The organism is Nocardia uniformis NBRC 13702, from assembly GCF_001613345.1.
GTDB lineage: Bacteria > Actinomycetota > Actinomycetes > Mycobacteriales > Mycobacteriaceae > Nocardia > Nocardia uniformis.
Genome location: NZ_BDCE01000049.1, coordinates 19751 through 41608 on the forward strand (window position 1 = coordinate 19751; position 21858 = coordinate 41608).

The 21858-nt window shown below is 65.6% G+C and carries 21 protein-coding genes; 14 read left to right on the top strand and 7 right to left on the bottom strand.

Translation table 11 applies throughout. The features are described from left to right. Positions 1-195 precede the first annotated feature (195 nt). From NU1_RS16380 to NU1_RS16395, 4 genes are all read left to right on the top strand, one after another. On the top strand, positions 196-1440 hold the full coding sequence (locus tag NU1_RS16380; RefSeq protein WP_169815078.1) for a GNAT family N-acetyltransferase: 1245 nt from the start codon (positions 196-198) through the stop codon (positions 1438-1440). A 63-nt stretch (positions 1441-1503) separates the two neighbouring features. Next, complete coding sequence (locus tag NU1_RS16385) at positions 1504-2658, top strand: glycosyltransferase family 4 protein (RefSeq protein ID WP_157552397.1); 1155 nt, start codon at positions 1504-1506, stop codon at positions 2656-2658. A gap of 29 nt (positions 2659-2687) precedes the next feature. Further along, positions 2688-3674 (top strand): NAD-dependent epimerase/dehydratase family protein, encoded by a 987-nt coding sequence (locus NU1_RS16390; RefSeq protein WP_084521490.1) that lies wholly within the window; start codon positions 2688-2690, stop codon positions 3672-3674. Between the two features lie 23 nt (positions 3675-3697). Further along, positions 3698-4531, top strand: coding sequence for a polysaccharide lyase family 20 protein (locus tag NU1_RS16395; protein ID WP_067522355.1), 834 nt, complete (start codon positions 3698-3700; stop codon positions 4529-4531). Here the strand turns inward: NU1_RS16395 and NU1_RS16400 are convergent. Beyond that, positions 4528-6030, bottom strand: a complete 1503-nt coding sequence (locus NU1_RS16400; protein WP_067522357.1) for a sugar transferase — start codon at positions 6028-6030, stop codon at positions 4528-4530. The two genes, NU1_RS16395 and NU1_RS16400, sit on opposite strands and share 4 nt — an antisense overlap. Before the next feature lie 480 nt (positions 6031-6510). On the opposite strand from NU1_RS16400, the gene NU1_RS16405 reads away from it, so the two are divergent. From NU1_RS16405 to NU1_RS16420, 4 genes are read left to right on the top strand one after another with little or no spacing between them, the layout of a single operon-like run. Continuing rightward, positions 6511-7761, top strand: a complete 1251-nt coding sequence (locus NU1_RS16405; protein ID WP_067522358.1) for a class I SAM-dependent methyltransferase — start codon at positions 6511-6513, stop codon at positions 7759-7761. Beyond that, complete coding sequence (locus tag NU1_RS16410) at positions 7758-8540, top strand: glycosyltransferase family protein (RefSeq protein ID WP_067522360.1); 783 nt, start codon at positions 7758-7760, stop codon at positions 8538-8540. Before NU1_RS16405 ends, NU1_RS16410 begins: the two co-directional genes overlap by 4 nt. Continuing rightward, entirely contained in the window at positions 8537-9187 is a 651-nt protein-coding gene (locus NU1_RS16415; protein ID WP_067522608.1) for a PIG-L deacetylase family protein, read from the top strand. The genes NU1_RS16410 and NU1_RS16415 overlap by 4 nt, the downstream gene beginning before the upstream one ends. After that, entirely contained in the window at positions 9187-10224 is a 1038-nt protein-coding gene (locus NU1_RS16420) for an NAD-dependent epimerase/dehydratase family protein (protein ID WP_067522362.1), read from the top strand. Before NU1_RS16415 ends, NU1_RS16420 begins: the two co-directional genes overlap by 1 nt. Here NU1_RS16420 and NU1_RS16425 read toward each other — a convergent pair. Further along, positions 10199-10762, bottom strand: a complete 564-nt coding sequence (locus NU1_RS16425; protein ID WP_067522364.1) for a dTDP-4-dehydrorhamnose 3,5-epimerase family protein — start codon at positions 10760-10762, stop codon at positions 10199-10201. The genes NU1_RS16420 and NU1_RS16425 overlap by 26 nt on opposite strands. Before the next feature lie 14 nt (positions 10763-10776). On the opposite strand from NU1_RS16425, the gene NU1_RS16430 reads away from it, so the two are divergent. Next, positions 10777-11871: a class I SAM-dependent methyltransferase gene (locus tag NU1_RS16430; RefSeq protein WP_067522366.1), complete on the top strand. Its 1095-nt coding sequence runs from the start codon at positions 10777-10779 to the stop codon at positions 11869-11871. Positions 11872-11953: 82 nt separating this feature from the next. Further along, positions 11954-12580: an MspA family porin gene (locus NU1_RS16435; RefSeq protein WP_067522368.1), complete on the top strand. Its 627-nt coding sequence runs from the start codon at positions 11954-11956 to the stop codon at positions 12578-12580. Between the two features lie 66 nt (positions 12581-12646). Here the strand turns inward: NU1_RS16435 and NU1_RS16440 are convergent, their stop codons facing one another. From NU1_RS16440 to NU1_RS41500, 4 genes are all read right to left on the bottom strand, one after another. Further along, positions 12647-13483, bottom strand: coding sequence for a glycosyltransferase family 2 protein (locus NU1_RS16440; protein ID WP_067522370.1), 837 nt, complete (start codon positions 13481-13483; stop codon positions 12647-12649). A 45-nt stretch (positions 13484-13528) separates the two neighbouring features. Further along, the gene (locus tag NU1_RS16445; RefSeq protein WP_067522372.1) at positions 13529-14848 is read right to left on the bottom strand and encodes a polysaccharide pyruvyl transferase family protein; all 1320 of its coding nucleotides are present in this window, start codon (positions 14846-14848) and stop codon (positions 13529-13531) included. Positions 14849-15028: 180 nt separating this feature from the next. Then, complete coding sequence (locus NU1_RS16450; protein ID WP_169815079.1) at positions 15029-15826, bottom strand: serine hydrolase domain-containing protein; 798 nt, start codon at positions 15824-15826, stop codon at positions 15029-15031. Beyond that, positions 15783-16160: a serine hydrolase gene (locus NU1_RS41500; protein WP_157552401.1), complete on the bottom strand. Its 378-nt coding sequence runs from the start codon at positions 16158-16160 to the stop codon at positions 15783-15785. The genes NU1_RS16450 and NU1_RS41500 overlap by 44 nt, the downstream gene beginning before the upstream one ends. Before the next feature lie 113 nt (positions 16161-16273). Between NU1_RS41500 and NU1_RS16455 the strand changes: the two genes are divergently transcribed. Beyond that, on the top strand, positions 16274-16828 hold the full coding sequence (locus tag NU1_RS16455) for a DUF421 domain-containing protein (protein WP_067522610.1): 555 nt from the start codon (positions 16274-16276) through the stop codon (positions 16826-16828). A gap of 3 nt (positions 16829-16831) precedes the next feature. On the opposite strand, the gene NU1_RS16460 is transcribed toward NU1_RS16455, so the two are convergent. Then, positions 16832-18307, bottom strand: a complete 1476-nt coding sequence (locus NU1_RS16460; RefSeq protein ID WP_245720150.1) for a serine/threonine-protein kinase — start codon at positions 18305-18307, stop codon at positions 16832-16834. A 388-nt stretch (positions 18308-18695) separates the two neighbouring features. Here NU1_RS16460 and NU1_RS16465 point away from each other — a divergent pair, with 388 nt between their 5' ends. Genes NU1_RS16465 through NU1_RS16475 form a run of 3 tightly spaced genes read left to right on the top strand, consistent with a single transcriptional unit; the run spans position 18696 to position 21746 of the window. Further along, entirely contained in the window at positions 18696-20048 is a 1353-nt protein-coding gene (locus NU1_RS16465; protein ID WP_067522612.1) for a glutamate-1-semialdehyde 2,1-aminomutase, read from the top strand. A 38-nt stretch (positions 20049-20086) separates the two neighbouring features. Continuing rightward, positions 20087-20827: an SDR family NAD(P)-dependent oxidoreductase gene (locus NU1_RS16470; protein WP_067522376.1), complete on the top strand. Its 741-nt coding sequence runs from the start codon at positions 20087-20089 to the stop codon at positions 20825-20827. Positions 20828-20873: 46 nt separating this feature from the next. Further along, positions 20874-21746, top strand: a complete 873-nt coding sequence (locus NU1_RS16475) for an amidohydrolase family protein (RefSeq protein ID WP_067522378.1) — start codon at positions 20874-20876, stop codon at positions 21744-21746. The last annotated feature ends 112 nt before the right edge of the window (positions 21747-21858 follow it).

Sequence of the window (21858 nt, forward strand, 5' to 3'; positions counted from 1 at the left end):
GTGCTTGCCCGCCAACGGTATCTCAAATCGCCACACCCACAGACTCTTTGCCAGTTCTCACAGACTCTTTGCCAGTTCTCACAGACTCTGTTCGCCAGCCCTCACAAACTCATCGTCGGTGATCATGGGTGTGTTGCGGAACGGATTTCGGATAGGCGGCCGCATACCGTCGCGGTGTCCGGTAGCTTCATCGATATGCCGCCTCGCGCAGCTGTCAGGAGTTCCGCGCTCCGCCGGGTTCGCCTCGGGCCCGTACTCGTCGCCGGGCATACGGTCATCGTCAGAAACACCAAGCTGTCGGATTTCGAGCGCTGGCGTGAGATCCGACTGCGGGACCGCGAATACATCGAACCGTTCTGGACCACGTCGACCCTGAGCTGGGACGAAAGGCATTCACGCGCCTGGTGGATTCGCGAATACCTGCGACAGCGCCACGCCCGCGCGCTGCGTCGCGCCCTACCGCTGAGTGTGCTCGTGGACGGCGAATTCGCGGGCCAATGCAATCTCATACCGATCGACCCGCACAATCGATCGGCGGAAATCGGCATTTGGACGGACTCGCGTCGGGCCGGTGCGGGGGTCGGATCGATCGCGGGAGCGATGGTCACCGATTACGGGCTCGGTCCACTCGGCCTGCACCGTATTACCGCTCCGGCCTGTGTCGGCAATCGCCCGGCACGGGGGGCGGCCATTCGGAGCGGGATGTTCCTCGAGGCCACCATGATCGGCGCGATAAGCGTGAACGGTCGGCGACGCGACCACGAACTCTGGACAATTACCGCAGATAAGGCACCGGTAGCGGGGTACGTGGCCGCCGTGATCGCGGCGGGTGTGGACGCCGAACCCCAGCCCAGTGAAAACCGCTCGGTTCGTTCGCGATTGGCCGAAATCCGGCGGAATCTGGTGGCCGCGGCGCCCGCCCAGGTCCTCGCCGTCGCCATCCGGTACTACCTCGGCGCGCCGCTGCGGTGGCGCTCGATGGCAGCCGTTCCGCTGCCGGACGCGATAGCTGCCCGGAATGCGAACGGCGAGTGGGTATCGCTGGACAAACGCACGCGCCGCCTGCCATCTCAACGCACCCGGCGGGTCCGCTACGAGGTCGAAGCGGCGGGTCGGCCGATCGGAGAATTCACGCTCGACTTCGGCGGCGCGAATGTCGAACTCACCATCGAACTCACCCCGGAGCCCGCGCGGACCAGGGCAGCCGCCACCGCGCTGACTCTGCTGGTCGAACACCTGATGAGCGAACTCGGTGTCGAACGCCTCGAAGCGAGAATCGACCCGGCCGCGACACATCTCACCACACTCGCCGCGGCGGGTGGGTTCCGGCGCGAAGGTCTGCTATCCGGCGCGCGTATCGACCGCGAAGGCAAGTCGCACGATCTCGAAATCTGGGCCGTCACCACCGAAACACCCGCTCGCACAGACATTTACGAATAGGTTGAGTGCCGCATACCCGAATCCGAGGGGAGCGCTGCGGCAGGAACGCATCGAGGAGCACACGTGGGCCTGAACGTTGTCATGATCGCGACGTACCCCCTCGAACCGGGCCGCATCGTGGGTGGAATCGAGTCCGTGACAAGCACTCTCGTACCGGCGCTGGCGGCTCGGGAGGAGATCGACACGGTGACCGTGCTGTGTTTCCACACCGGCGCGACCACGGTGCCGAACCGCCGAGAGGGTTCCAAGGTCGAGATTCGGTATCTGCGCGGGCAGCGCCGTCTCGGTGTCGCCAGCCGCTCGTTCCTCGATGTCCGTCGAGCCCGCAGGATCATCGCCGAGCTGGCACCGGATGTCGTGCATGCGCACGAGATCGGTCTACGCGGCGATATCGCCACTCAGGTCAGTCCGAATACGGTCGTCACGGTGCACGGGCTGGTGCACCTGGAAACGAAACTGCAGGCCCGCTCCAGTATCAAGGAGCGCGTTCGCTACTACCTCGTCGCGGGTATGGTGCGGCGGGTACTACGCCGCGCGAAGGTGGTCATCTCGATTTCCGACTACGACGCACGGGCACTCGCCGGGTTGGTCCGCGGTACCCATGTCAGCATCCCGAATCCGACGGCCACCGAATTCTTCGCACTCGCACCGTCGGCCCCGACCGAACAGCGACTGCTGTTCGCGGGGGTGCTGTCGCCGCGGAAGAATCCCGAGGGCCTCCTCGACGCCTTCGCGCTTGCGGTACAGGAGGTTCCGAAGGCCCGCTTGATCATTGTCGGACCACAACCGGACCCGGAGTACGCGCACGCCATTCGTGAGCGGACGACAGCGCTCGGACTCGACGAGCGGGTGGAGTTCATCGGTATGGTCGATAACGAACGGCTGCGCGCGGAAATCGCGCTGGCGCGGGCGGTGGTCCTGTTCTCCCACGAGGAGACCGCACCGACCATCCTCGCGCAGGCCATGGCCGCGGGGAAACCGGTGGTCTCCTCGCGGGTCGGCGGTATCGCGGAGATGGTGATCGACCGGGAGAACGGCTACCTGGTGGAACCGGACAATGCGCCCGCACTCGCTGAGCGCATGGTGACGCTGCTCGAAAACCGGGAGCTCGCTGTGGATCTGGGAAATCGCGGTCATGTGATGGCCCTGCGGAAATTCGAGCCGGATGCTGTAGCACGACGCACGGTCGAAACGTATCTACAGGTGACCGGAAAGTAGTGCAGACCCAGTAGGCAACGGGGGACACAGTGGCGACATCGCAACGACAGGCGGACTGGACCGGGATATCGGTCCTGGTAACCGGCGGCGCGGGGTTCATCGGATCGCACCTGGTGGAATTACTCGTCGAGGCGGGTGCCCGGGTGACGGTGCTCGATACCTTCGCCTCGGGCAGCCGCGATAATCTGGCCGCTGTCGCCGAGGCGATCACACTGCGGGAACTCGATATTCGCCGGCTCGACTGGGCGGAGTATCTCACCGCGAATCCGGTCGAGGTCATCTTCCACCTGGCGGCCAACGCCTATGTCCCACCCTCGGTCGAATCACCCGCCTTCGACTGCGAACTCAACTTCACCACCACCTTCCGACTCCTCGACGCGCTGCGCGGACTGCGGTGGCCCGGACGGTTGGTATTCGCCTCGAGCGCGGCCGTGTACGGGAATTCGGTGCGCATTCCGATCAGCGAGGACGACCCCACCGTGCCGATCTCGCCCTACGGGGTCGGCAAACTGGCCGCCGAGCGTTATCTCGCGGTCTTCGCGAATCTCTATGGGCTGCAGCTGGCTTCGGTGCGGTTCTTCTCCGCCTTCGGTCCCCGGCAGCGCAAACAGGTGGTCTTCGACCTGCTCGCCAAACTCGACGGCGACCGCGAGCGGCTGTTCATCCACGGCGACGGCACCCAGGTGCGCGACTTCCTCTTCGTCGCCGATGCCGCCCGGTCGGCCATGATCGTCGCGGCCAACGCACCCCTGCGCGGTGAGGCGTACAACGTGGGCGCGGGTCGGGAATACACCATCGACCAGCTCGCCAAATCACTGTGCGAGATCACCGGCGTGCATCCGGTCTTCGACTACAGCGGCGCGAATCGTCCCGGTGATCCGGAGAAGCTGGTGGTGGATATCTCGCGGCTGCGATCCATCGGCTATCGACCGCGCGTCGACTTCGAACAGGGCCTGGCCAGCACGGTAGCCTGGTACGAATCCTTGACCGGCGTAACTTGGCAGTACAAGGCATGAGCGAACGACCCAGGAGTTCCGCCATGAGCGTGGCCACCGTGTTCGGCGTCTCGCTGCTATGTTTCACTCTGGCCTGCTCCCCCGAGGTCACCCCGCGCGGGGACAGCTTCGTGGGTGACTTCGAAACCGGCAATTTCGACCAGTGGGAGAACTGCCAGAACATAGTGGTGACGAGCGGTCCCTGCGTGAACTATCCCAAGCCCAATGACAGCATGCGGGTCGAGCGGTCCGTTGTGCGCCAGGGCCAGTACGGCGCGCGGTTCGAGGTTCGCCAGGGCGATATGCCCGCCGAGCTGTGCTGTGGAGATCGCGCGGAGGTGAGCGGTGGCGAGGCCACCCGGGCCGACGAGGGCGATGAGCGGTGGTATCAGTGGAGCACCCGCTTCGAGGGCGGCTTCCCCGCGGATCAGGGGTGGAGCGTGCTGTCGCAGTGGCACGCGGACGAGGACGGCCCGCCGCCGCTGGCGATTGCCGCCGGTCCGACCAATGTGGAGAACGACCACTGGGGGCTGGTCATTTCGACATGGTGGGCCCCCGGCAACCCGGGACCCACGTACACGCCGTGGCGCACGCGAATCGTCCCCGATATCTGGAACGACATCAAACTGCACGTCAGGTGGTCGGCGCGGGATTCGGCGGGATTCGTCGAGTTGTGGGTCGGCGGTGAGCGCCAGATGTTCGACGCCGCGCCGTGTTACGGACAGCTGCGGTGCACGGTGCGCACCCTCATGCCGCGCGGTGGCGGCGTCTATTTCAAACAGGGGTACTACCGCGACCCGGAGATCGGCCCGCAGGGCGTTGTCTATCACGACGGCTTCTCCTCGGCCGCCACCGAGGCCGGGCTCGAACCGCTCTAACGATCGCCCTTGGCCACCGCACCGATCGTCTTGGCGATCAGCAGCACATCCAGTACGGGCGACCAGTTTTCGACGTAGGACAGATCCCGGCGCAGCGCGTCCTCCGGCGTCGGGTTGGCGCGTCCGTTCACCTGCCACAGGCCGGTGACACCGGGGCGGACGAGCAGCCGCCGCCGCATAGTCCCGTCGTAGGAGTCGACTTCGCGCCGCACCTGCGGTCGCGGCCCGACAATGCTCATCTCACCGCGCAGCACATTGAGGAACTGTGGCAGCTCGTCGAGGCCGTACGTGCGCAATAACCGGCCGATGGGGGTGACCCGGGGATCGTCGCGCGGATCCGCGAATCGCCGATCACCGCCACCGGACTCGATGAGCGCGTTGAGATGTGCGTCGGTGTCGACGTACATACTGCGGAATTTCATCATCTGGAAGGGCCGCCCATCACGGCCGATGCGTTCGGACCGGTAGCACACCGGGCCACGACTGCTGAGCTTCACCGCAGCGGCAATGGCGAGCAGTACCGGGGCAGTGAGTACCAGCGCGCCCAGCGCGAAGCCGATATCGAAGACCGCCTTGCGAATCGAGGTGGCGCGGTCGTAGCGCGGCTTCTCCACATGCAACATGGGCATATCCGCGACCAGTCGGTGAGTGAGCCGGGCACCGGAGATATCGACGAGCCCGGGCACCACGATGAGCTCTACGCCCAGGGGGTCCAATTCCCAGGCGATCCGCCGGAAGTCGGCCGGGCCGAGATTATCGGTGGCCGTCACGGCCACCGTATCGGCGCCGGTGCGTTTGACCGCTTCGAGGATCGACCGGTCATCACCGACGACGGGGATATCACGATCGCCGACTTCCAGTGCGGGATCGACGAGTTCGCCATCCTCGGGGGTGCACACCCCGATGACGTTGTATCCGGATGCCGGATCGCGGGAGAAGGCCGCCACCATGGCTCGCGCCGCGTCGCGACTGCCGACCACCAACACCCCGATGCGGTATTCCCCTCGAGCCCGCTGCGCGACCACCCATCGCCGCCATAGTCGCCGCTGCGATATCAGTCCGAGGGTTCCGAGCGGCAGGGCGATGGCGAGATAGCCGCGAGCGATATCCACCTGCAGTACCAGCGACACAATGGCCACCACGCCGAACAGTCGCAGGGTCGCGGCGATGATCCCCCGGTATTCCTCTGTGCCGGAACCGATTACACGTGGTGAGCGGGCACCGCTCAATCCGACCGCGACATACCAGGCGAGGGCGAAGAGCGCCGACACCACCGAGTAGCGCACTTCCAGGGGCAGAGTGGAGGTCAGGGGCGGGTCGATAGGTCCGCCGAACCGAATCGCCTGCGCCGCAACGACAGCCAGACAGATGACCAGCAAATCACTGATCCACAGGACGCGGACATAGTCGACCTGCCACCGCTCCCGCTCCGACCTGGGCGTGGCTCTCGGCAGCCGCATCGAACGAATGTCGCGACCAGCGGCGATCTCAGAACTCATGAAACGAATGCACCTCCCCCACGGGAGAACACGGTCCGATCCCCACTGATCAGTTCCCGATGGACTGACGGCCACAATGATGCCACCGACTCTTTCGGTAGCCGGGACCCGAATGTTACACATGGCAGTGCGGAGAGGTCGCGAAACCGTAAGCGCTCCAATGTTTCCAATAGTTTGCGGGGTTCAATGCGACCGGTTTCCTAATATTTCCCCTATCCTCCCCCTAAGAAGAAACCGCAGGTAGGACCCCCTAAAAATACTTCCGCCCTGCACGAAATACTTATTCTGCACGACTCGGTCGATAGCCGACCGAACGCTCGGTTCTGCGGGTAGTAGAAATGCACTCCCTAATCACCCCCCAGTGCGTATCGGTAGCCCTCGAGCCCCACCAATCCTGTTGTAACGTAATGCCCCATCGAGCCGACCTCAGGTCAGACCGACATCGTCGGTCCCAGGTCTCGGTGAAAGTGGGGATTCTGCGTGCAATGTCGTTTATGTGACTCTACGAGATTGATCAGCGTGCTCGATCTCGGGGCCACACCGCCGTGCGAGAGGTTTTTGACCGCGGCCGAACTCGATCTTCCCGAAGCTACCTTTCCACTCCATCTACGCCTCTGCGAAAACTGTCTACTACTACAGATTCCGGCCCTCATCACACCCGAGGACACCTTCACCGAGTACGCCTACTACTCCTCCTATTCCGATAGCTGGGTACGCCACGCCCGTACCTTCGTGGAGCGGGCAATCGGACGGCTCGACCTGGGTGCGGACTCCTTCGTGGTGGAGGTGGCCTCCAATGACGGCTACCTGTTGCAACACCTGGTATCAGCCGGAATCGATTGCCTCGGAATCGAACCATCGGTGAATGTGGGAGCGGCGGCCCGGGACAAGGGCGTACCGACCCATACCGGATTCCTCGACGAGGAGCTGGCGGGCAAGGTGCGCGCCGAGCACGGCCCGGCCGATCTTGTTGTGGCCAATAATGTTTACGCCCACATTCCGGATCTGCGCGGCTTCACCCGCTCGCTGCGGGAGCTACTCGCCGACGACGGCTGGCTGTCCATCGAGGTGCACCACGCACTGAATCTGGTGACGCTCGGACAGTTCGACACCGTCTATCACGAACACTTCCAGTACTACACGGTGCTGTCGGCCCAGCGAGCCCTCGCCACCGCCGGATTGACCGTGGTGGACGTGGAACTGCTTGCCACGCACGGTGGTTCACTACGACTCTGGGCACGACCCGAGGCGGTGGCCGAACCCGGTGAGCGGGTGGCCGAGGTCCTGAAGCTGGAGGCCGCCGCCGGATTGCACACCATCGACGGATACCGGGACCTGCGCCCACGCACCGAACAGGTCCGCCAGGAACTGCTGCGCTTCCTCCTCGACGCCCGCGACGCCGGACAACGCGTCGTCGGCTACGGCGCACCCGGTAAGGGCAATACCCTGCTCAACTACTGCGGTATCCGCACCGATCTGCTCGCCTACACCGTGGACCGGAACCCGTACAAGCACGGGCGATACACACCCGGCACCCGCATACCCATACACGCGCCCGAACGCATCGACGCCGATCGCCCGGATGTGGTGCTGGTACTGCCCTGGAATCTGGAAACCGAGATTACCGCGCAGCTGCGCCGGGTCGCCGAGTGGGGCGGGCAACTCGTCTACCCCCTCCCGCAACTGCACTACGCCGCGCTGGGGGATCACGTGGAAAGGCAATCGATATGAAGGTCGTGCTGTTCTGCGGCGGGTACGGCATGCGGATGCGAAACGGCGTCGAAGACGCCGCGCCCAAGCCCATGCAGATGGTGGGTCCGCGACCACTCATCTGGCATGTCATGCGCTACTACGCCCACTTCGGGCACCGGGATTTCATCCTGTGCCTGGGCTACGGCTCGGCGCATATCAAGAATTTCTTCCTCACCTATCAGGAGTCGGTATCCAACGACTTCGTCATTCGCGGTGGCAAGGTCGAACTACTGCGGTCCGATATCAGCGACTGGACCATCACCTTCGTCGATACCGGCGTGGAATCGCCCATCGGCGAACGATTGCGACGGGTGCGCGACCACCTCGACGGCGAGGAGTACTTCCTGGCCAATTACGCCGACGTCCTCACCGACGCACCCCTCGACGAGGTCGTCACCCGGTTCATGCACTCCGGTGCGGCCGCATCCATGATGATCGTGCCGCCGCAGTCCTCCTTCCACTGTGTGGATGTGAATTCGGCGGGTGAGGTCAAGAACATCACCCCGGTCTCGCAGCTGCCCATCTGGGAGAACGGCGGCTACTTCGTACTCACCCAGGAGATCTTCGACCATCTACCGGAGAACGGCGACCTCGTCGAGGACGCCTGCGGGGCGCTCGCCGCCCAGGGCCGCCTGTTCGGCTATCAACATCACGGCTTCTGGAAACCGGCCGACACCTTCAAGGAGCGCGCCGAACTCGACGCCGGATACCACCAGGGTGATCGGCCGTGGATGGTGTGGGAGCGGCCCGCTTCATGATCCGACTCGATACCGAGGTGGTGCGCGAGATCGCACTACTGGCAGCGCATTGCGACGATCTCGCCATCGGCATGGGCGGCACCCTGCTGACCCTGTCGAATGCCGTTGCGGGACTGCGGGTGCGGGCGCTGGTGCTATGTGGCGCCGGGACCGAGCGCGCACGTGAGGAGCGGGCGGCCCTCGAAGCCTTCTGTCCCGGGGCCGATCTCGACCTGCGGGTGCTGGATCTACCGGACGGCCGCACCCCCGCCCACTGGGAAAAGGCCAAGGACGCGGTGGCGGGCCTGCGCCGACGCGCGAATCCGGATGTGGTGTTCGCCCCGCAGCGCGAGGATGCCCATCAGGATCATCGGCTGCTGGCGGAACTGGCCCCCACCGAATTTCGCGACCATCTCATTCTCGGCTACGAGATCCTCAAATGGGAAAGCGATACGCCCAAACCGACGCTGCTGCATCCGCTATCGGCGGCCATCGCCGCGCAGAAGGCGACGCTCCTCATGAAACATTATCCCTCCCAACGGGATCGGGACTGGTACGACGAGCTGTCCTTCCTCGGCCTGTCCCGGCTGCGCGGCGTGCAGTGTCGCGCCCCGCACGCGGAGGCGTTCGTCTCGGAGAAGGCAGTTCTCACTTTCGGAGGTTCGTAATGCGGGTACTCGTCACCGGACATCAGGGCTACCTCGGCACCGTCATGGTGCCGGTGCTGCGGGCGGCGGGCCACGAGGTGGTCGGTCTGGACAGCGGATTCTTCGCCGAATGCGTACTCGGACAGGCACCGGAGGATCCGCCCGGGCTGGCGGTGGATCTACGCGATGTGACGGTGGAGCAGCTGGCCGGATTCGACGTGGTGATACATCTGGCGGCGCTGTCGAATGATCCGCTCGGTGCGCTCGCCCCGCAGATCACCTACGACATCAACCATCACGCCTCGGTGCGATTGGCCCGGTTGGCGAAGGCGGCCGGGGTGCGGCGATTCCTGTACGCCTCCACCTGCTCGGTGTACGGCGCGGCCGGTGACGGTCTGGTCACCGAGGACGCACCGCTACGTCCACTCACGCCGTACGCGGTATCGAAGGTGCGGGTCGAGGATGATGTGGCCGCCATCGCCGATTCCGGATTCTCACCGGTATTCCTGCGCAATGCCACCGCTTTCGGCTTCTCGCCGCGTCTGCGCGCCGATATCGTGCTCAATAATCTTGTGGGCTACGCGGTGCTCACCGGTGAGGTGAAGGTGCTCTCCGACGGCACACCGTGGCGGCCGCTGGTCCATGCCCACGATATCGCCCAGGCCTTCGCCACCTGCCTCACCGCCCCCACGGCGGCCATCCACTGTCGCGCCTACAACGTGGGCGCGGAGACCAATAACCGCACCGTCGCCGAGATCGCGCGGGCGGTGGTGGATGTGGTGCCCGGCTCGAAGCTCGTCATCACCGGCGAAAGCGGCGGCGATCCGCGTTCGTACCGGGTCGACTTCTCCGCCGCTCGCCGGGAACTGGGATTCGAGGCGCAGTGGCGGATCCCGGACGGAGCCGCCGAACTCTACACCGAATACCTGACGCGCGGACTTACCACCGACGGGTTCTTCGCGACCTTCACCCGGCTCGCGCAGCTGAAGGCGCTGAAAGCGGCGGGCGTGCTCGACGACGAACTGCGCCGGATCACGATCGGGGCGCGAGATGAGTGAGCAGACTGCGCCAGGATGCGGCGACGGCGTCGCGGTCCGATACCAGGGTCACCGGCCGCGGCCACGCGATAGCCAGATCCGGATCGTCGTGGGCGACACCGAGATCCTCGGCCGGATTGTGCGGCCGGTCGATGCGGTAGCACACGTCGGCAACCGGGGTGAGCGCCTGGAAGCCGTGCAGGAAGCCCGGCGGCACGTAGAGGTGCCGAAAGTCGTTGTCATCCAAAAGGAATGCCTGTTGCTTGCCGAAAGTCGGGGAATCCGGCCGGATATCCACCAGCACATCGTGTACGGCACCGTGCGCGCATCGCACCAGCTTCGCTTCCCCGCGCCCGGATCGCCCGTGCATACCGCGCACCACACCCCCGACGGTGCGCGACTGCGAATCCTGGACGAAGGCGGCGGCTGCGCCGGGTCGGCCCAGGAAGGCGTCGAACTCTCCGGCATCGAAGGTGCGGGTGAACAGGCCGCGGTCATCCCGAAATGGTTGCGGAGTCAGCACCAGCACGTCGGCGAGCTCGGTCCTTTCAATGCGCACCAGGCCATGGTCGCATGAGGCACGCACCACCGCGCGGATGTCGCGGATGTGGCGGCACCGCGCTGGCGCGGGTGCTGGATCTCGGGAAAATGCCTGCGGCGGATAATTTTCCATCGCGCACCGCGGCCCCGACGGCAGCCGAGTCCGGCTATCCGCTCGCCATGGATCTGTGTGCGGCCTGTGGATTGGCGCAGCTGGCGCAGGACGATACCGCTACCTCGGAACCCCGAGGCGTGGAACCCCTCGCGCTGCGGGAGCAGGCCGCCGACGCGGTCGAACGGGTGGCGGCGTCGGGCTGGCTGGGCGGGCGGACGGTGCGCGAGTTCAGCAGTCCGCACGGCGGCAGCTGGGTCCCCCTGCTGGTCGAGCGCGGCTTCACCGCGACCGACGGCCGCGCCGATGTGGTGGTCGATTCCTTCGGTCTCATGCACGAGGCCGACCAATTGCAGGCTTTCGCGCGACGCGCCAATGCCACCGCGACGAACGGGGTGCTGCTGCTGCAATTCCACTCCCTGCACACCATTGTCGCGCAGGGACAGTGGAATGCCCTGCGGCACGGGCACTTCGCCTACTACTCGCTCACCGCGCTGCGCCGTCTGCTCGATGCCGCCGGGATGAGCCTGGCCACCGCCTGGCAGTTCGATCTCTACGGCGGCACGGTGCTGGTCGCCGCGGTGCACGCCCAGATCACCCCCGATGAGACCGTGCGCGCCATTCTCGATACCGAGGCCGGGCTCGCCGATGTCGGTACGGTGCGGCGACTGCAACGCGACGCCGACCGGCAGTCGCGGGCGCTACATACCTGGCTGGAACGCGAAACTGCCTGGGGCCGCAGGGTATACGCTTACGGGGCGGCTTCGCGAGCCGTCGCGCTACTGCACCTGGCGGGCGTGCACCGCGGGTTGCTGACAGCGGTGGCCGATGCCTCCCCGGCCAAACAGGGCCGCCGAATGTCCGGCACCGACGTACCCATTATCTCGCCATCGGAACTCGTTGCCGCGCAACCGGACCGAGTTCTGCTCACCCTTCCGGATCTACTGCCGGAGGTCTCGTCCCGATGGCCCGAACTCGACGGGAGGTGGGTGGTCGAAATTCCTGAACCTTGCTGATATGCAACATGTTTCGTCGATAGAATCCATTTGCACGCGTAGCTGTTACGCCGCACCACCTGATGAGGGAATTGGGGAAAAGATGAAGGGTAGTAAGCAGCGCGCAACCGCGCGCACCATGGCCATCGCGGCCGCGATCACCGTCGGCTTGACCATGAGCGGCGGCACGGTGGCCGCCGGGATCGACAGCAGCAACCACATTGTGGACCGGCAGGACCGCACCGTGGAGGCCATCCAATCCGACACCCGCATCGACTTCGTAGCGCCGCTCGACGGAAATCCGTTGACGCGCGAATGGTTCCACAATGGCACCGCCAGCTTCCGGGTCTCCGGCCCCAGGAGTGAGGACTGGTCCGGATATATCGCCACCGGCTACCAGGTCGGCTACCCCGCCACCCTCGATGGCAGGATCCGCTTCCAGTGGTCGACGCCGAGTCTCGGTATCGAACTCGACCAGGATCCCAGCCTCCATATCGGCGACCTCGTTCCGAAGGCCGGTATCGAACTCTCCGTCGGATTCGGACCAGGTATCCAAACCGTCGAGGCGACGGGTGGTGATGTCTCCGGCAATGAGGGCTATATCCGCATGTCCGGATTCCACGGCTCCGTCACCGGGGTGATCGGGCAGGTCACCATTCGTCCGTGGGTGCGCGTTGTCAGCAGCAATGGCGACTCGGTGATCACCTACGGCCCACTCTGGACCATTTGATTTCAGCTCTAGAACCGAAGAGAACACCGCGCCCCAGCCCCGGAATGGGCTGGGGCGCGGTTCTGCTCAGCGCGTCGGTGCGATCCGGTGCGTCGCCGTTTCGACCGCGAGCGCGCGCAACCGCTCCAACGCGGCCCGCGCCAGCCGCAGATCCCCGGTGATGACATCGGCATGCCCGACCAGGTTCGGATACTCCCCGCCCAGCCGATGATGGAAGCGCAGCATCTCGGTGAACCGGCCCACCGTGGCGGTGCTATCGCATCGCACGAAGCTCGAATTACGCCAGGCAGCAGTGATTTCCGGCATGCCGTAGAAGGATCCGAAGGCGCACAGGCGCGCGATCAGATCCACATCCATGGGCAGCACCAGATCGCCGCGGAAGCCGCCTACCCGGTCGAAGTCGACACGGCGGAAAATGGCGGTCGCGGTCGGTCCGAAATCCACCGGGCCCCGCCGCACAATGACCCGCATGAGGGTGCGGGCATCGTGCGCGCCGATCAGCCTGGGCAGTCCGAGGCCGGTCTGTTCCACCACGCCGTTCGCGTCGATCACCTCGAATCGCGAGGAGGCGATGGCGATACCGCGGTCGCCCATGACGGTCGACTGCGCCGCGATCGCACCGGGCAGCAGAATATCGCCGGGACAGACCATCTTCACCAGTTTGCCGGTGGACAGCGAGACCACCTTGTTCCAATGCTCGCCGATCGGCAGCCTCTCCTCATCGCGGAGGAACCGAACGCGACCATCGTCGAAAGATGCGGCAATGGTGGTGGTTTCGTCGCGGCTGGCATTGTCGAGCACCACGACTTCCATCTCGGCGTCCTGACCGAGTATCGACCGCAGCGTTTCCTCGAGGGTTCGGGCCGAGTTGTAGGCCGGAACGCACACGGACAGGTAAACCATATTTCCCCCTGTGCTCAGTCGTGCGGGTTCTCCGGGACCGATCAGTCAGTCCTCCACGAGCCGGAACACCCGTTCCAGGCCCGCCCGGCCGGCGTCGATCTGCTCGACGGCTTTGTGCTGCAGGGTGTCGCGCAGGTCCGGTGCGGCCACCCAGAGGTCCCGCACCTGGTGGGCGAGCTCCCTTTCGAGATCAGTGGAATCCAGATGCACGACACGCAGGCCCGCACCGAACATGTCGGCCAGTCCATAGAATTTGTCGTCATAGTACTGCGAGGCGGTGACACCAATGGCCGGAATACCTTGGGAGAGGGCGAAAACCGCGAGGTGATAGGCGCTGGTCACCAGTACCCGGCAGCGTGCGACCCGGCGTGCCACCTCAGCCGCGGTACCCGCGCGACCGATGACCGGCCGAGTGCGCGTGGCACCGGAGAGCAGGGGCAGGGTGGCGCGGCGGTCCTCGGAATCGTTCTCCGAGAGGATGAGCGGCGCGAGCGTGGCATCGAATTCCGCGGCGCCGGCGCGTACCGCCGCGCCGAGGGTGTCGCGCGCGGAATCGCTGATCTTCGTGGAGTCGCCCGCTCGCAGGCAGATACCCAGATCCGTGCCGATCTCGGGGCGGCGCATGCGGTAGGAGAATTCGATGGCGTCATCACCGGTGACCAGTACCCGGTCCGCGGCGACACCGAGGTCGGCGAGCAGTCGCGGACCGCGCAGCCCCTCCCGCACGGCGATCACATCCACGTCGGGGAGTACGGCGGCGGCGCGTTCGCGTAGCCGGGGATCGGTCAACGGCCCCAGTCCCTGCCCCAGCATGGCGGTCGGAATGCCCAGGGCGCGAGCGCGTTCGAGAAGATCCAGGGTGCGAGACGCCTTGCGCTGATCATTATCGTTCAGATAACCGCCGCCCAGCGCGATGACCAGGGCGGCGTCCTCGACGGCGGCCGGAAGGGGCGGTCGCGGGGGTGTGTTCGAATGGAACTCCGCGCCGGTGAGCGCGTGCACACCCGAGACCGCCCACGACTTCGCCTCGCGCAGTCGGGCTTTGGGCACCTCACTCGCGGCGCGCCACCACACCGACGCCGGACCTGTCAGTTTCGTCGCGGTGGCGTGTTCGAGCCGTCCCGCGAACCCGCCTCGTCCCCAGTACCCGCCGCTGTGCACAATCACCGGTTCCGCGTCGGGTAGTACCGCGCGCAATACGCCGGGTTCCTCGGTGAGTACGCCGATGCGGGCGTTCGGCCAGCGCTGCCGCAACCGCTCCACCGTCATCACCATCATGGCGATATCGCCCCGATTGCGCAGTCGATAGTCGCCGCTGTCCACCAGCACCTTGAATCCGTCGGCACCATCCCCCGCGCCAGACATCCCCACTATGGTCTTCCTTCCGCGAGCCGGTGACCACCGGCGATCCCAGTACGGAGGAGCATGAATCCGCAGCGAATCTATCGCACCGTGCGAGTCGGCGCCATCCACCCGTGGATGAGCGAAAGCGTTTCGTCCCCAGGGTAATCCGCTTGGCTCCCGAGTCAGACGCTACGCCCCGGGTCAGACGCCACACAGGGCGGCATCGACGACCGCGTCCAGATCCGCGCCCTCGGTACGCACTCGCAGAATATCCGGCAACTGATTCATGCTGACGGTGACCGATTTCTCCGCCGTCGCGGCACCGTAGACGAAGAAGCCGTGCATGGAACCACCGTGCCCCCATGCCTCGATACCGCATGAGGTGGTGTGGTGGAACAGGCCGAGCCCGAAGTTCTCCTGTCGGCGCGCATCGCCGCTGGGGACGGTGCTGCGCATGTGCGCGAGTTCGGCTTCGGCGAGGATCCGGCCCGACAGCAGTGCCGTGAAGAATCGATTGAGGTCCGCGCCGGTGGAGACCATGGCACCGTCCGGCAGTCCCCAGCCCGGATCGATATCGGTGATATCGGTTCGCGCCGCGCCGAATTGATGGTATGCGCGTGGGTGCGGCCCGCGAATGATGTTCTCCAGCGGGGCGAGCGGCCAGTAGGTGTCCTCGAGTCCCAACGGAAGGAGAATCCGCCGGGTCACCTCGAGCCCGATGGGCGCCCCGGTCACGCGCTCGACCAGGCTGCCCGCCAGCAGGTAGTTGGTATTCGAGTATTCGGCCCGCGCCCCGGGTTCGAATACGGCGGCCTGGTCGAGGCCGATACGGATCAGGGTGTCCGCCGGTTGGGCTCGTCGGAGGGCGGCCACCGAACCGAGATCTATCCGGGTGAGATAGTCGGGGATTCCGCTGGTGTGCTGCAATAGGTTTCGGACCGCGATGCGGTTGCCGTCACCACCGGGCCCGGACACCACGCCGGGCAGGTAGCGCTCCACCGGGGGCGTCGAGGTCCACCTTGCCCTCGGCGACGAGGAGCAGCACCACGGTCGCCACGAAGGTCTTGGTATTGCTGGCGATCCGTACCTGGGAGTTGTCCGGGAAGGGGGTGTTCGTGCCGATATCGCCGACCCCGCTATCGATCTGAACGTCACGATCCCCGACGGTCACGATCAGTTGCGCGCCCGGCACATCGGCGGCCCGCACCACCTCATCGAGGCCGGGTCGCAGCAGGGAGGCCAGGGCTTCGGGGCGGGCGGTGGAGATCGCGCTCGCGGTGAGGGTCGAGAACACCGCGGCCACCACTGTTATGGCCAGGACGAAACGTCGCATGGGTCTCCGATGGTTGGTCCGCCCCTGCCACGGCCATACGCGCGTCCGCGACGAATGGTTCGGCCGGGCGTGGCGACTTCGTGGAGACCGGGCAGTGCGGCACGCTGACTCCCATGTGGCAAGACTTGCTGATGCCCGGCACCGAGGTGCCGGAGAAGATTATCCGCACCATCGCGGTGTATTTCGCGGTCGCCCTGCTGCTGCGAGTCGCCGGGAAACGCGACCTGGCGCAGCTCAACACCTTCGACCTGGTGGTCATGCTGCTGCTGTCGAATGTGGTGCAGAACGCCGTCATCGGCGATGACAATTCGCTGGCGGGCGGGTTGATCGGCGCGGTCACCCTGGTCGCCACCAATGCCGTGGTGGTGCGGGCGAGCGTGAAGTACCCAGGGCTGAGCCGGGTCTTCGAGGGCAAACCGGACACCCTGATCAAGAATGGCGAGTATCTCGACAATCGGCTGTGGAAGCTGGGTTTGCGGCGGGCCGATATCGGGCAGGCCATCCGCAATCAGGGCGCTCGGTCGGTGAAAGACGTGGCCGAGGCGACCATGGAGCCGGGCGGTACGGTACTCGTCCAGCTGCGCGATAAGGATCGAACCGCTACCAAGGCCGATATCGATCGGCTGCTCGCCGAAATCCGCAAACTCGAGGCACGGCTGGACAGGTGAGTCTCAGTTGGGAAACGCCTCGCTGACCCACTTGCTGCACAGCCATCGGCCGTCCACATAGTCCATGGCCATGGCCAGACTCTTCGTCTCGGTGGTCTCGGGTTTGCCCTCGGTCGTGTTGATCTGCACGACCTCGGCGGTGATCTCGTAGTGGGTGTCATTGCCTGAGGTCACGGTGCAGGTGGCGTCCCCGGCTCGGGACTTCTCGGAATCGGTCGCCATCAGCAGGCGTAGCGCTGGGAACATTTGGGGCGCTTGCACTTTCCAGGTACCGGTGGCCCCGGCCTCGACCTGGGCTTCCCAGTTGGACGGCGTCTCGTAGTCGTAGGTGACCATCAGTTCGGCGTAGTCGCAGGCGGCCTGTTCGGCGGCTTGACGGGTGCCCTCAGAGGGGGCGCCGCCGCCCGAGGTGCCGCCGATGAAGCTGAAGTGCAGTGCGCCGGTAGAGAATCCGACACCGACGCCGAAGGTGAGCAGGACGGCGATGACGGCTGCCACGATGAGGGCCGACCGCTGGCGGCGGCCACGCGGGCGGTCCGGGGCCGCGCGCCGAGTGGTCGCGAAATTGTTCACGGTGGGGGCGTACACATTCGATATCGGTCCGAACGCGCCGGACTGCGAGGTGCCCGGCGCGGGCGTGTACGTCCCGTTCAGCGCCCGCGCGGCCGCGGTGGCGAGCTCCCCACAGCTGCCGAACCGCTGCCGCGCGTCCTTCGCCAGGGCACGTTCGATGACATGATCGAAAGCCGTTGGTACCGAGGGGTTCCGAACGCTGGGAAGTGGGATCGGCGTATTCAGATGCCCATTGATGACCTGCGCGGTACTCGCGCCCGGATACGGCAGCTCACCGGTGAGCATGTGGTAGAGCGTGCAGCCCAGCGCGTACACATCCGCACGCTGGTCGACATCGCCCAGCTCGAATTGTTCCGGAGCCGCGTACTGGAGGCTCGCGTACATCTCGCCGGTGCGTGTCAGGGCGCTGGTGTGATCGAGGGCCTTGGCGATCCCGAAATCGGCCAGGTACACCTGCTGATGCGGCCCCCACTCCAGCAGAATATTGGCGGGCTTCACATCCCGGTGCAGTACACCCGCACGGTGGGCGTGGTCGAGGGCCTTCGCCGTTTCGCCGACAATCCGCACCGCGTAGTCCGGCCGCAGTGGACCGTCCCGCAACACGGCCGCCACATCGGTGCCCTCGACGTACTGGATGGCCATCCACAGCCGGTGCTCATCGCGTCCTCGCGCGTACACGGCCACGATATTCGGATGCGACAGCCGCGCGGCGGTATCGGCTTCGCGGAGGAAGCGCGCCCGCACCTCGGGATCATCGGCGACGGCCGCACCGAGCAGCTTCAAGGCCACCGGCCGGGGCAGATCCCGATCCTGAGCGAGATACACCTCGCCCATCCCTCCCGCACCCAACAGCCGTTCGATCCGGTAGCCGGCGAACGTCTGCCCCTGAGTCAGCGTCCGACCCACCTGCCTTACCTGCCTACCTCCGACTGCCACGAACTGCCGATCACCCTACTGCACCGGGTTTTCGTTCCGGTGCCCCGAAGATTGACGGCACCGGTGCGGCCCGCGCCATGCCCGACATCGGCGCAGCCCTACCGCTGCTACGTCGACTACATACGCTGTACGCCGTAGTCGACACCGACTCGAGGAGCGATGCCCGCGAGACGATCGCACTCAGTAGGCGCTGCCGGCCACTAGCCTCCGACTCCGCAATAACCGACCTACCTGCACCGATTGACATACACTTGGCCGACAGGGGATTCGGATCGCGAGCGCGGGCCCAGGCGATATGGACCGGCCCCGGGGTGATGTGTCGGTGGGGTGTGCCGACGGCGGTGACAGAAGGGAACCGATGCGCGACTTCCACCGCAGCAATGCGATTCAGGAGCAGCTGCACGATGTGGTGCCGGGCGGTGCGCACACGTACGCCCGAGGAGCCGACCAGTATCCCGAATCCATGGCCCCGGTCCTGGTGCGCGGCAGCGGATCCCATGTCTGGGACTGCGACGGCAACGAGTATGTGGAATACGGCATGGGTTTACGCTCGGTCACCCTCGGACACGGATACCAGCCCGTGGTGGAGGCCGTCGCGCGAACCATCGCCGACGGCGTCAATTTCTCCCGACCGACCGAACTCGAATTGCTTGCCGCACAGGATTTCCTGCGGTTGGTCCCCGGTGCCGACATGGTGAAATTCGCCAAGAACGGCTCCGATGCCACCACCGCCGCCGTACGGTTGGCGCGAGCCGCGACCGGACGGGAGTTCATCGCCATCAGCGATCAACCGTTCTTCTCCGTCGATGACTGGTTCATCGGCACGACCGCCATGAACGCGGGCATTCCACCGACGGCGACAGCGCGCTTTCGCTACAACGACCTCGAATCACTGGCCACCGTTTTGCGGGCACAGCCGGTGGCCTGCGTCTTCATGGAGGCCGCCACCGCCCTCGCCGAACCGGCCCCTGGATTTCTGGAAGGTGTTCGCGCACTGTGCGATCAGCACGGCGCACTGTTGGTGTTCGACGAGATGATCACCGGCTTTCGCTGGTCGGCCCGGGGTGCGCAACAGGTCTACGGCGTGACACCCGACCTCTCGTGCTGGGGCAAGGCCATGGGGAACGGCTTCCCGATCTCGGCGTTGGCGGGCAAACGCGAATACATGGAACTGGGTGGACTGCGCACCGACGCCGAGCGGGTCTTCCTGCTCTCCACCACGCACGGTCCGGAAACCGGGTCGCTCGCCGCCTTCCGCGCGGTCGTACGGGCCTATGCCACAACCGATCCGATCGCCCGGATGGAGCGGGCGGGCCGACGCCTCGCCGAGGGCGTCAATGCCATTGCCGCCGAGCTGGGGATCGGCGATTACCTTCAGGTCGTCGGGCGGCCTTCGTGTTCGGTGTTCCTCACCAAGGATCCCGAGGGCAGGCCGTCGCAGGAGTTCCGCACGCTGTTCTTGCAGGAGCTGGTGGGGCGGGGGGTGCTCGGGCAGTCGTTCGTCACCTCCGCCGCGCATACCGATGCGGATATCGATCTGACTATCGAGGTCTGCCGGGAGGCGGCCACCGTGTATCGCCGGGCGGTGGCGCAGGGAGGGGTTGAGGGGCTGGTGAAAGGGCGGGCAGTCGCCCCGGCATTGCGGCGGTTTGCCGCACCCCGTCGGGTAGCGACAACGCCTATCGATGTCGCCCACATGCTGTATTCATAGTTCGGAACCGAATCACGAATGCGAACGCAGGTGAGGCAGTGGCCCGAGGCAGCGACGAACGCGGAGTGCTCATAACCGGTGGGGCGGGGGATATCGGTCGGGCCGTGGCCCGACGGATAACGGAGTCCGGGGTCGGGGTTGTGGTTGCCGATGTCGACGCCGCGGCAGCGAAGCGTGTCGCCGGCGAACTCGGCCCGAAGGCCACCGCGGCACATCTCGATCTCACCGACGCCGACAGCATCGAGACCGTCGCGCGCACGCTGCGGGGCACCATCTCCGCCGTCGTACACTGCGCTGGTCTGGCGATAGTGACCCCCTTTCTGGCCGGCTCCGTCGATCATTGGGACGCCATGATCGAGGTGAATCTGCGCGGGCCGATGTTGCTCACCAAGGCGCTACTACCCGGTCTGCTGGACGCCGATTCGGCACGGGTGGTTTTCGTATCGTCGGATGGGGCGCGGGCCGGGGCGGGCGGGGAGGCGGTCTACGCGGCTACCAAATCGGGTCTGTTCGGGTTCGCGAAGTCGCTGGCGCGGGAGTTCGCTCGAGAACAGGTCACCGTGAATGTGGTGTGTCCGGGTCCGATCGAAGGGCAGCTGGTGACTCGCACCATGGCGCACCATCCGGGGAATCTCGCGGCTCTCGAGAAGGCCATCCCCATGAAGCGTCTCGGCCGACCGGATGAGGTCGCCGCGCTCATCGCGTGGCTGGCGAGCCCGGAGGCCAGTTACGTCACCGGCCAGTTGATCAGCGTCAGCGGCGGCATCACCATGTCTTGAATATTTCAGCATGTCTTGATATTTCAGCGTGAAGGAGTAGCGCCCCATGCTCGACCGCTCAGTCGTCGACGCGCACATACATCTGTGGGATACCACCACTCACCATTCGTGGTACCCGCGGCTCAGTGAATTCGCCACGCACACCGGCCATCCCGGCCTCGCCGACGACTTCCTACTGCCCGACTACGACCGCGCCGCCGAACCCACCCGGGTATCGGGCCTGGTTCACGTCTCCGCCGCCACCGCCCCACACGCCTACCTCGAGGAAACGCGCTGGGTGGACCAGCTGGCCGCGGGACGACCGGTCGCTGTCATCGGCTCCGTCGACCCGGGCCTCGGCACCGGCGCACTCGTCGAACACCTCGAGGAACAAGCCCGCAGCCGCCGATTTCGCGGTATCCGCGTCTATCGGGGCCTGTCGCCCAACACTCCCTCTGCCGACACCATCGTCTCCTGGCTGCGCGACCGCGACGCCGTCTTCGACCTGGTGTGCGCGCCCGACGATATGGCCGACTGGATCGACTTCCTGGTCGGATACCCGGATCTGCGGGTCGTGCTGGAACACCTCGGCTCCCCGGCGGGTACCGCCCCGGACCAGCGGACCGCCTGGCAGAAGGCGATCACCCTGGCCGCCAAGGAAACCGATTGGAAGTGCAAGGTCTCCGGTCTCGGCATGGTCTGTCCGGACCTGTCCTGGGACTCGCTCGCCTTCTGGTTGGAGACGACGGCTGACCTGTGGGGTTGGCGGCGACTGCTGTTCGGCTCCAATATGCCGATCGACCGCATGGCCGGAAGCTACAGCGAACTCCTCGCCACCGTCGACCGCATGGTTACCGCCGATGCCACCGAACAGGAGAGCGATTTCTTCTATCGCGCGAACGCCGGCACGATCTACCGGCTCGAGGAGCCGACCGAGTAGACCCACCATTAACCGCAGATTTGCCAAGTGCGTCGAGCGGTTACACGAAAATACTTGTTACACATATCAACTCGGAATGGACCGAGGTGACCAGTCCCACAGCCCGACGACT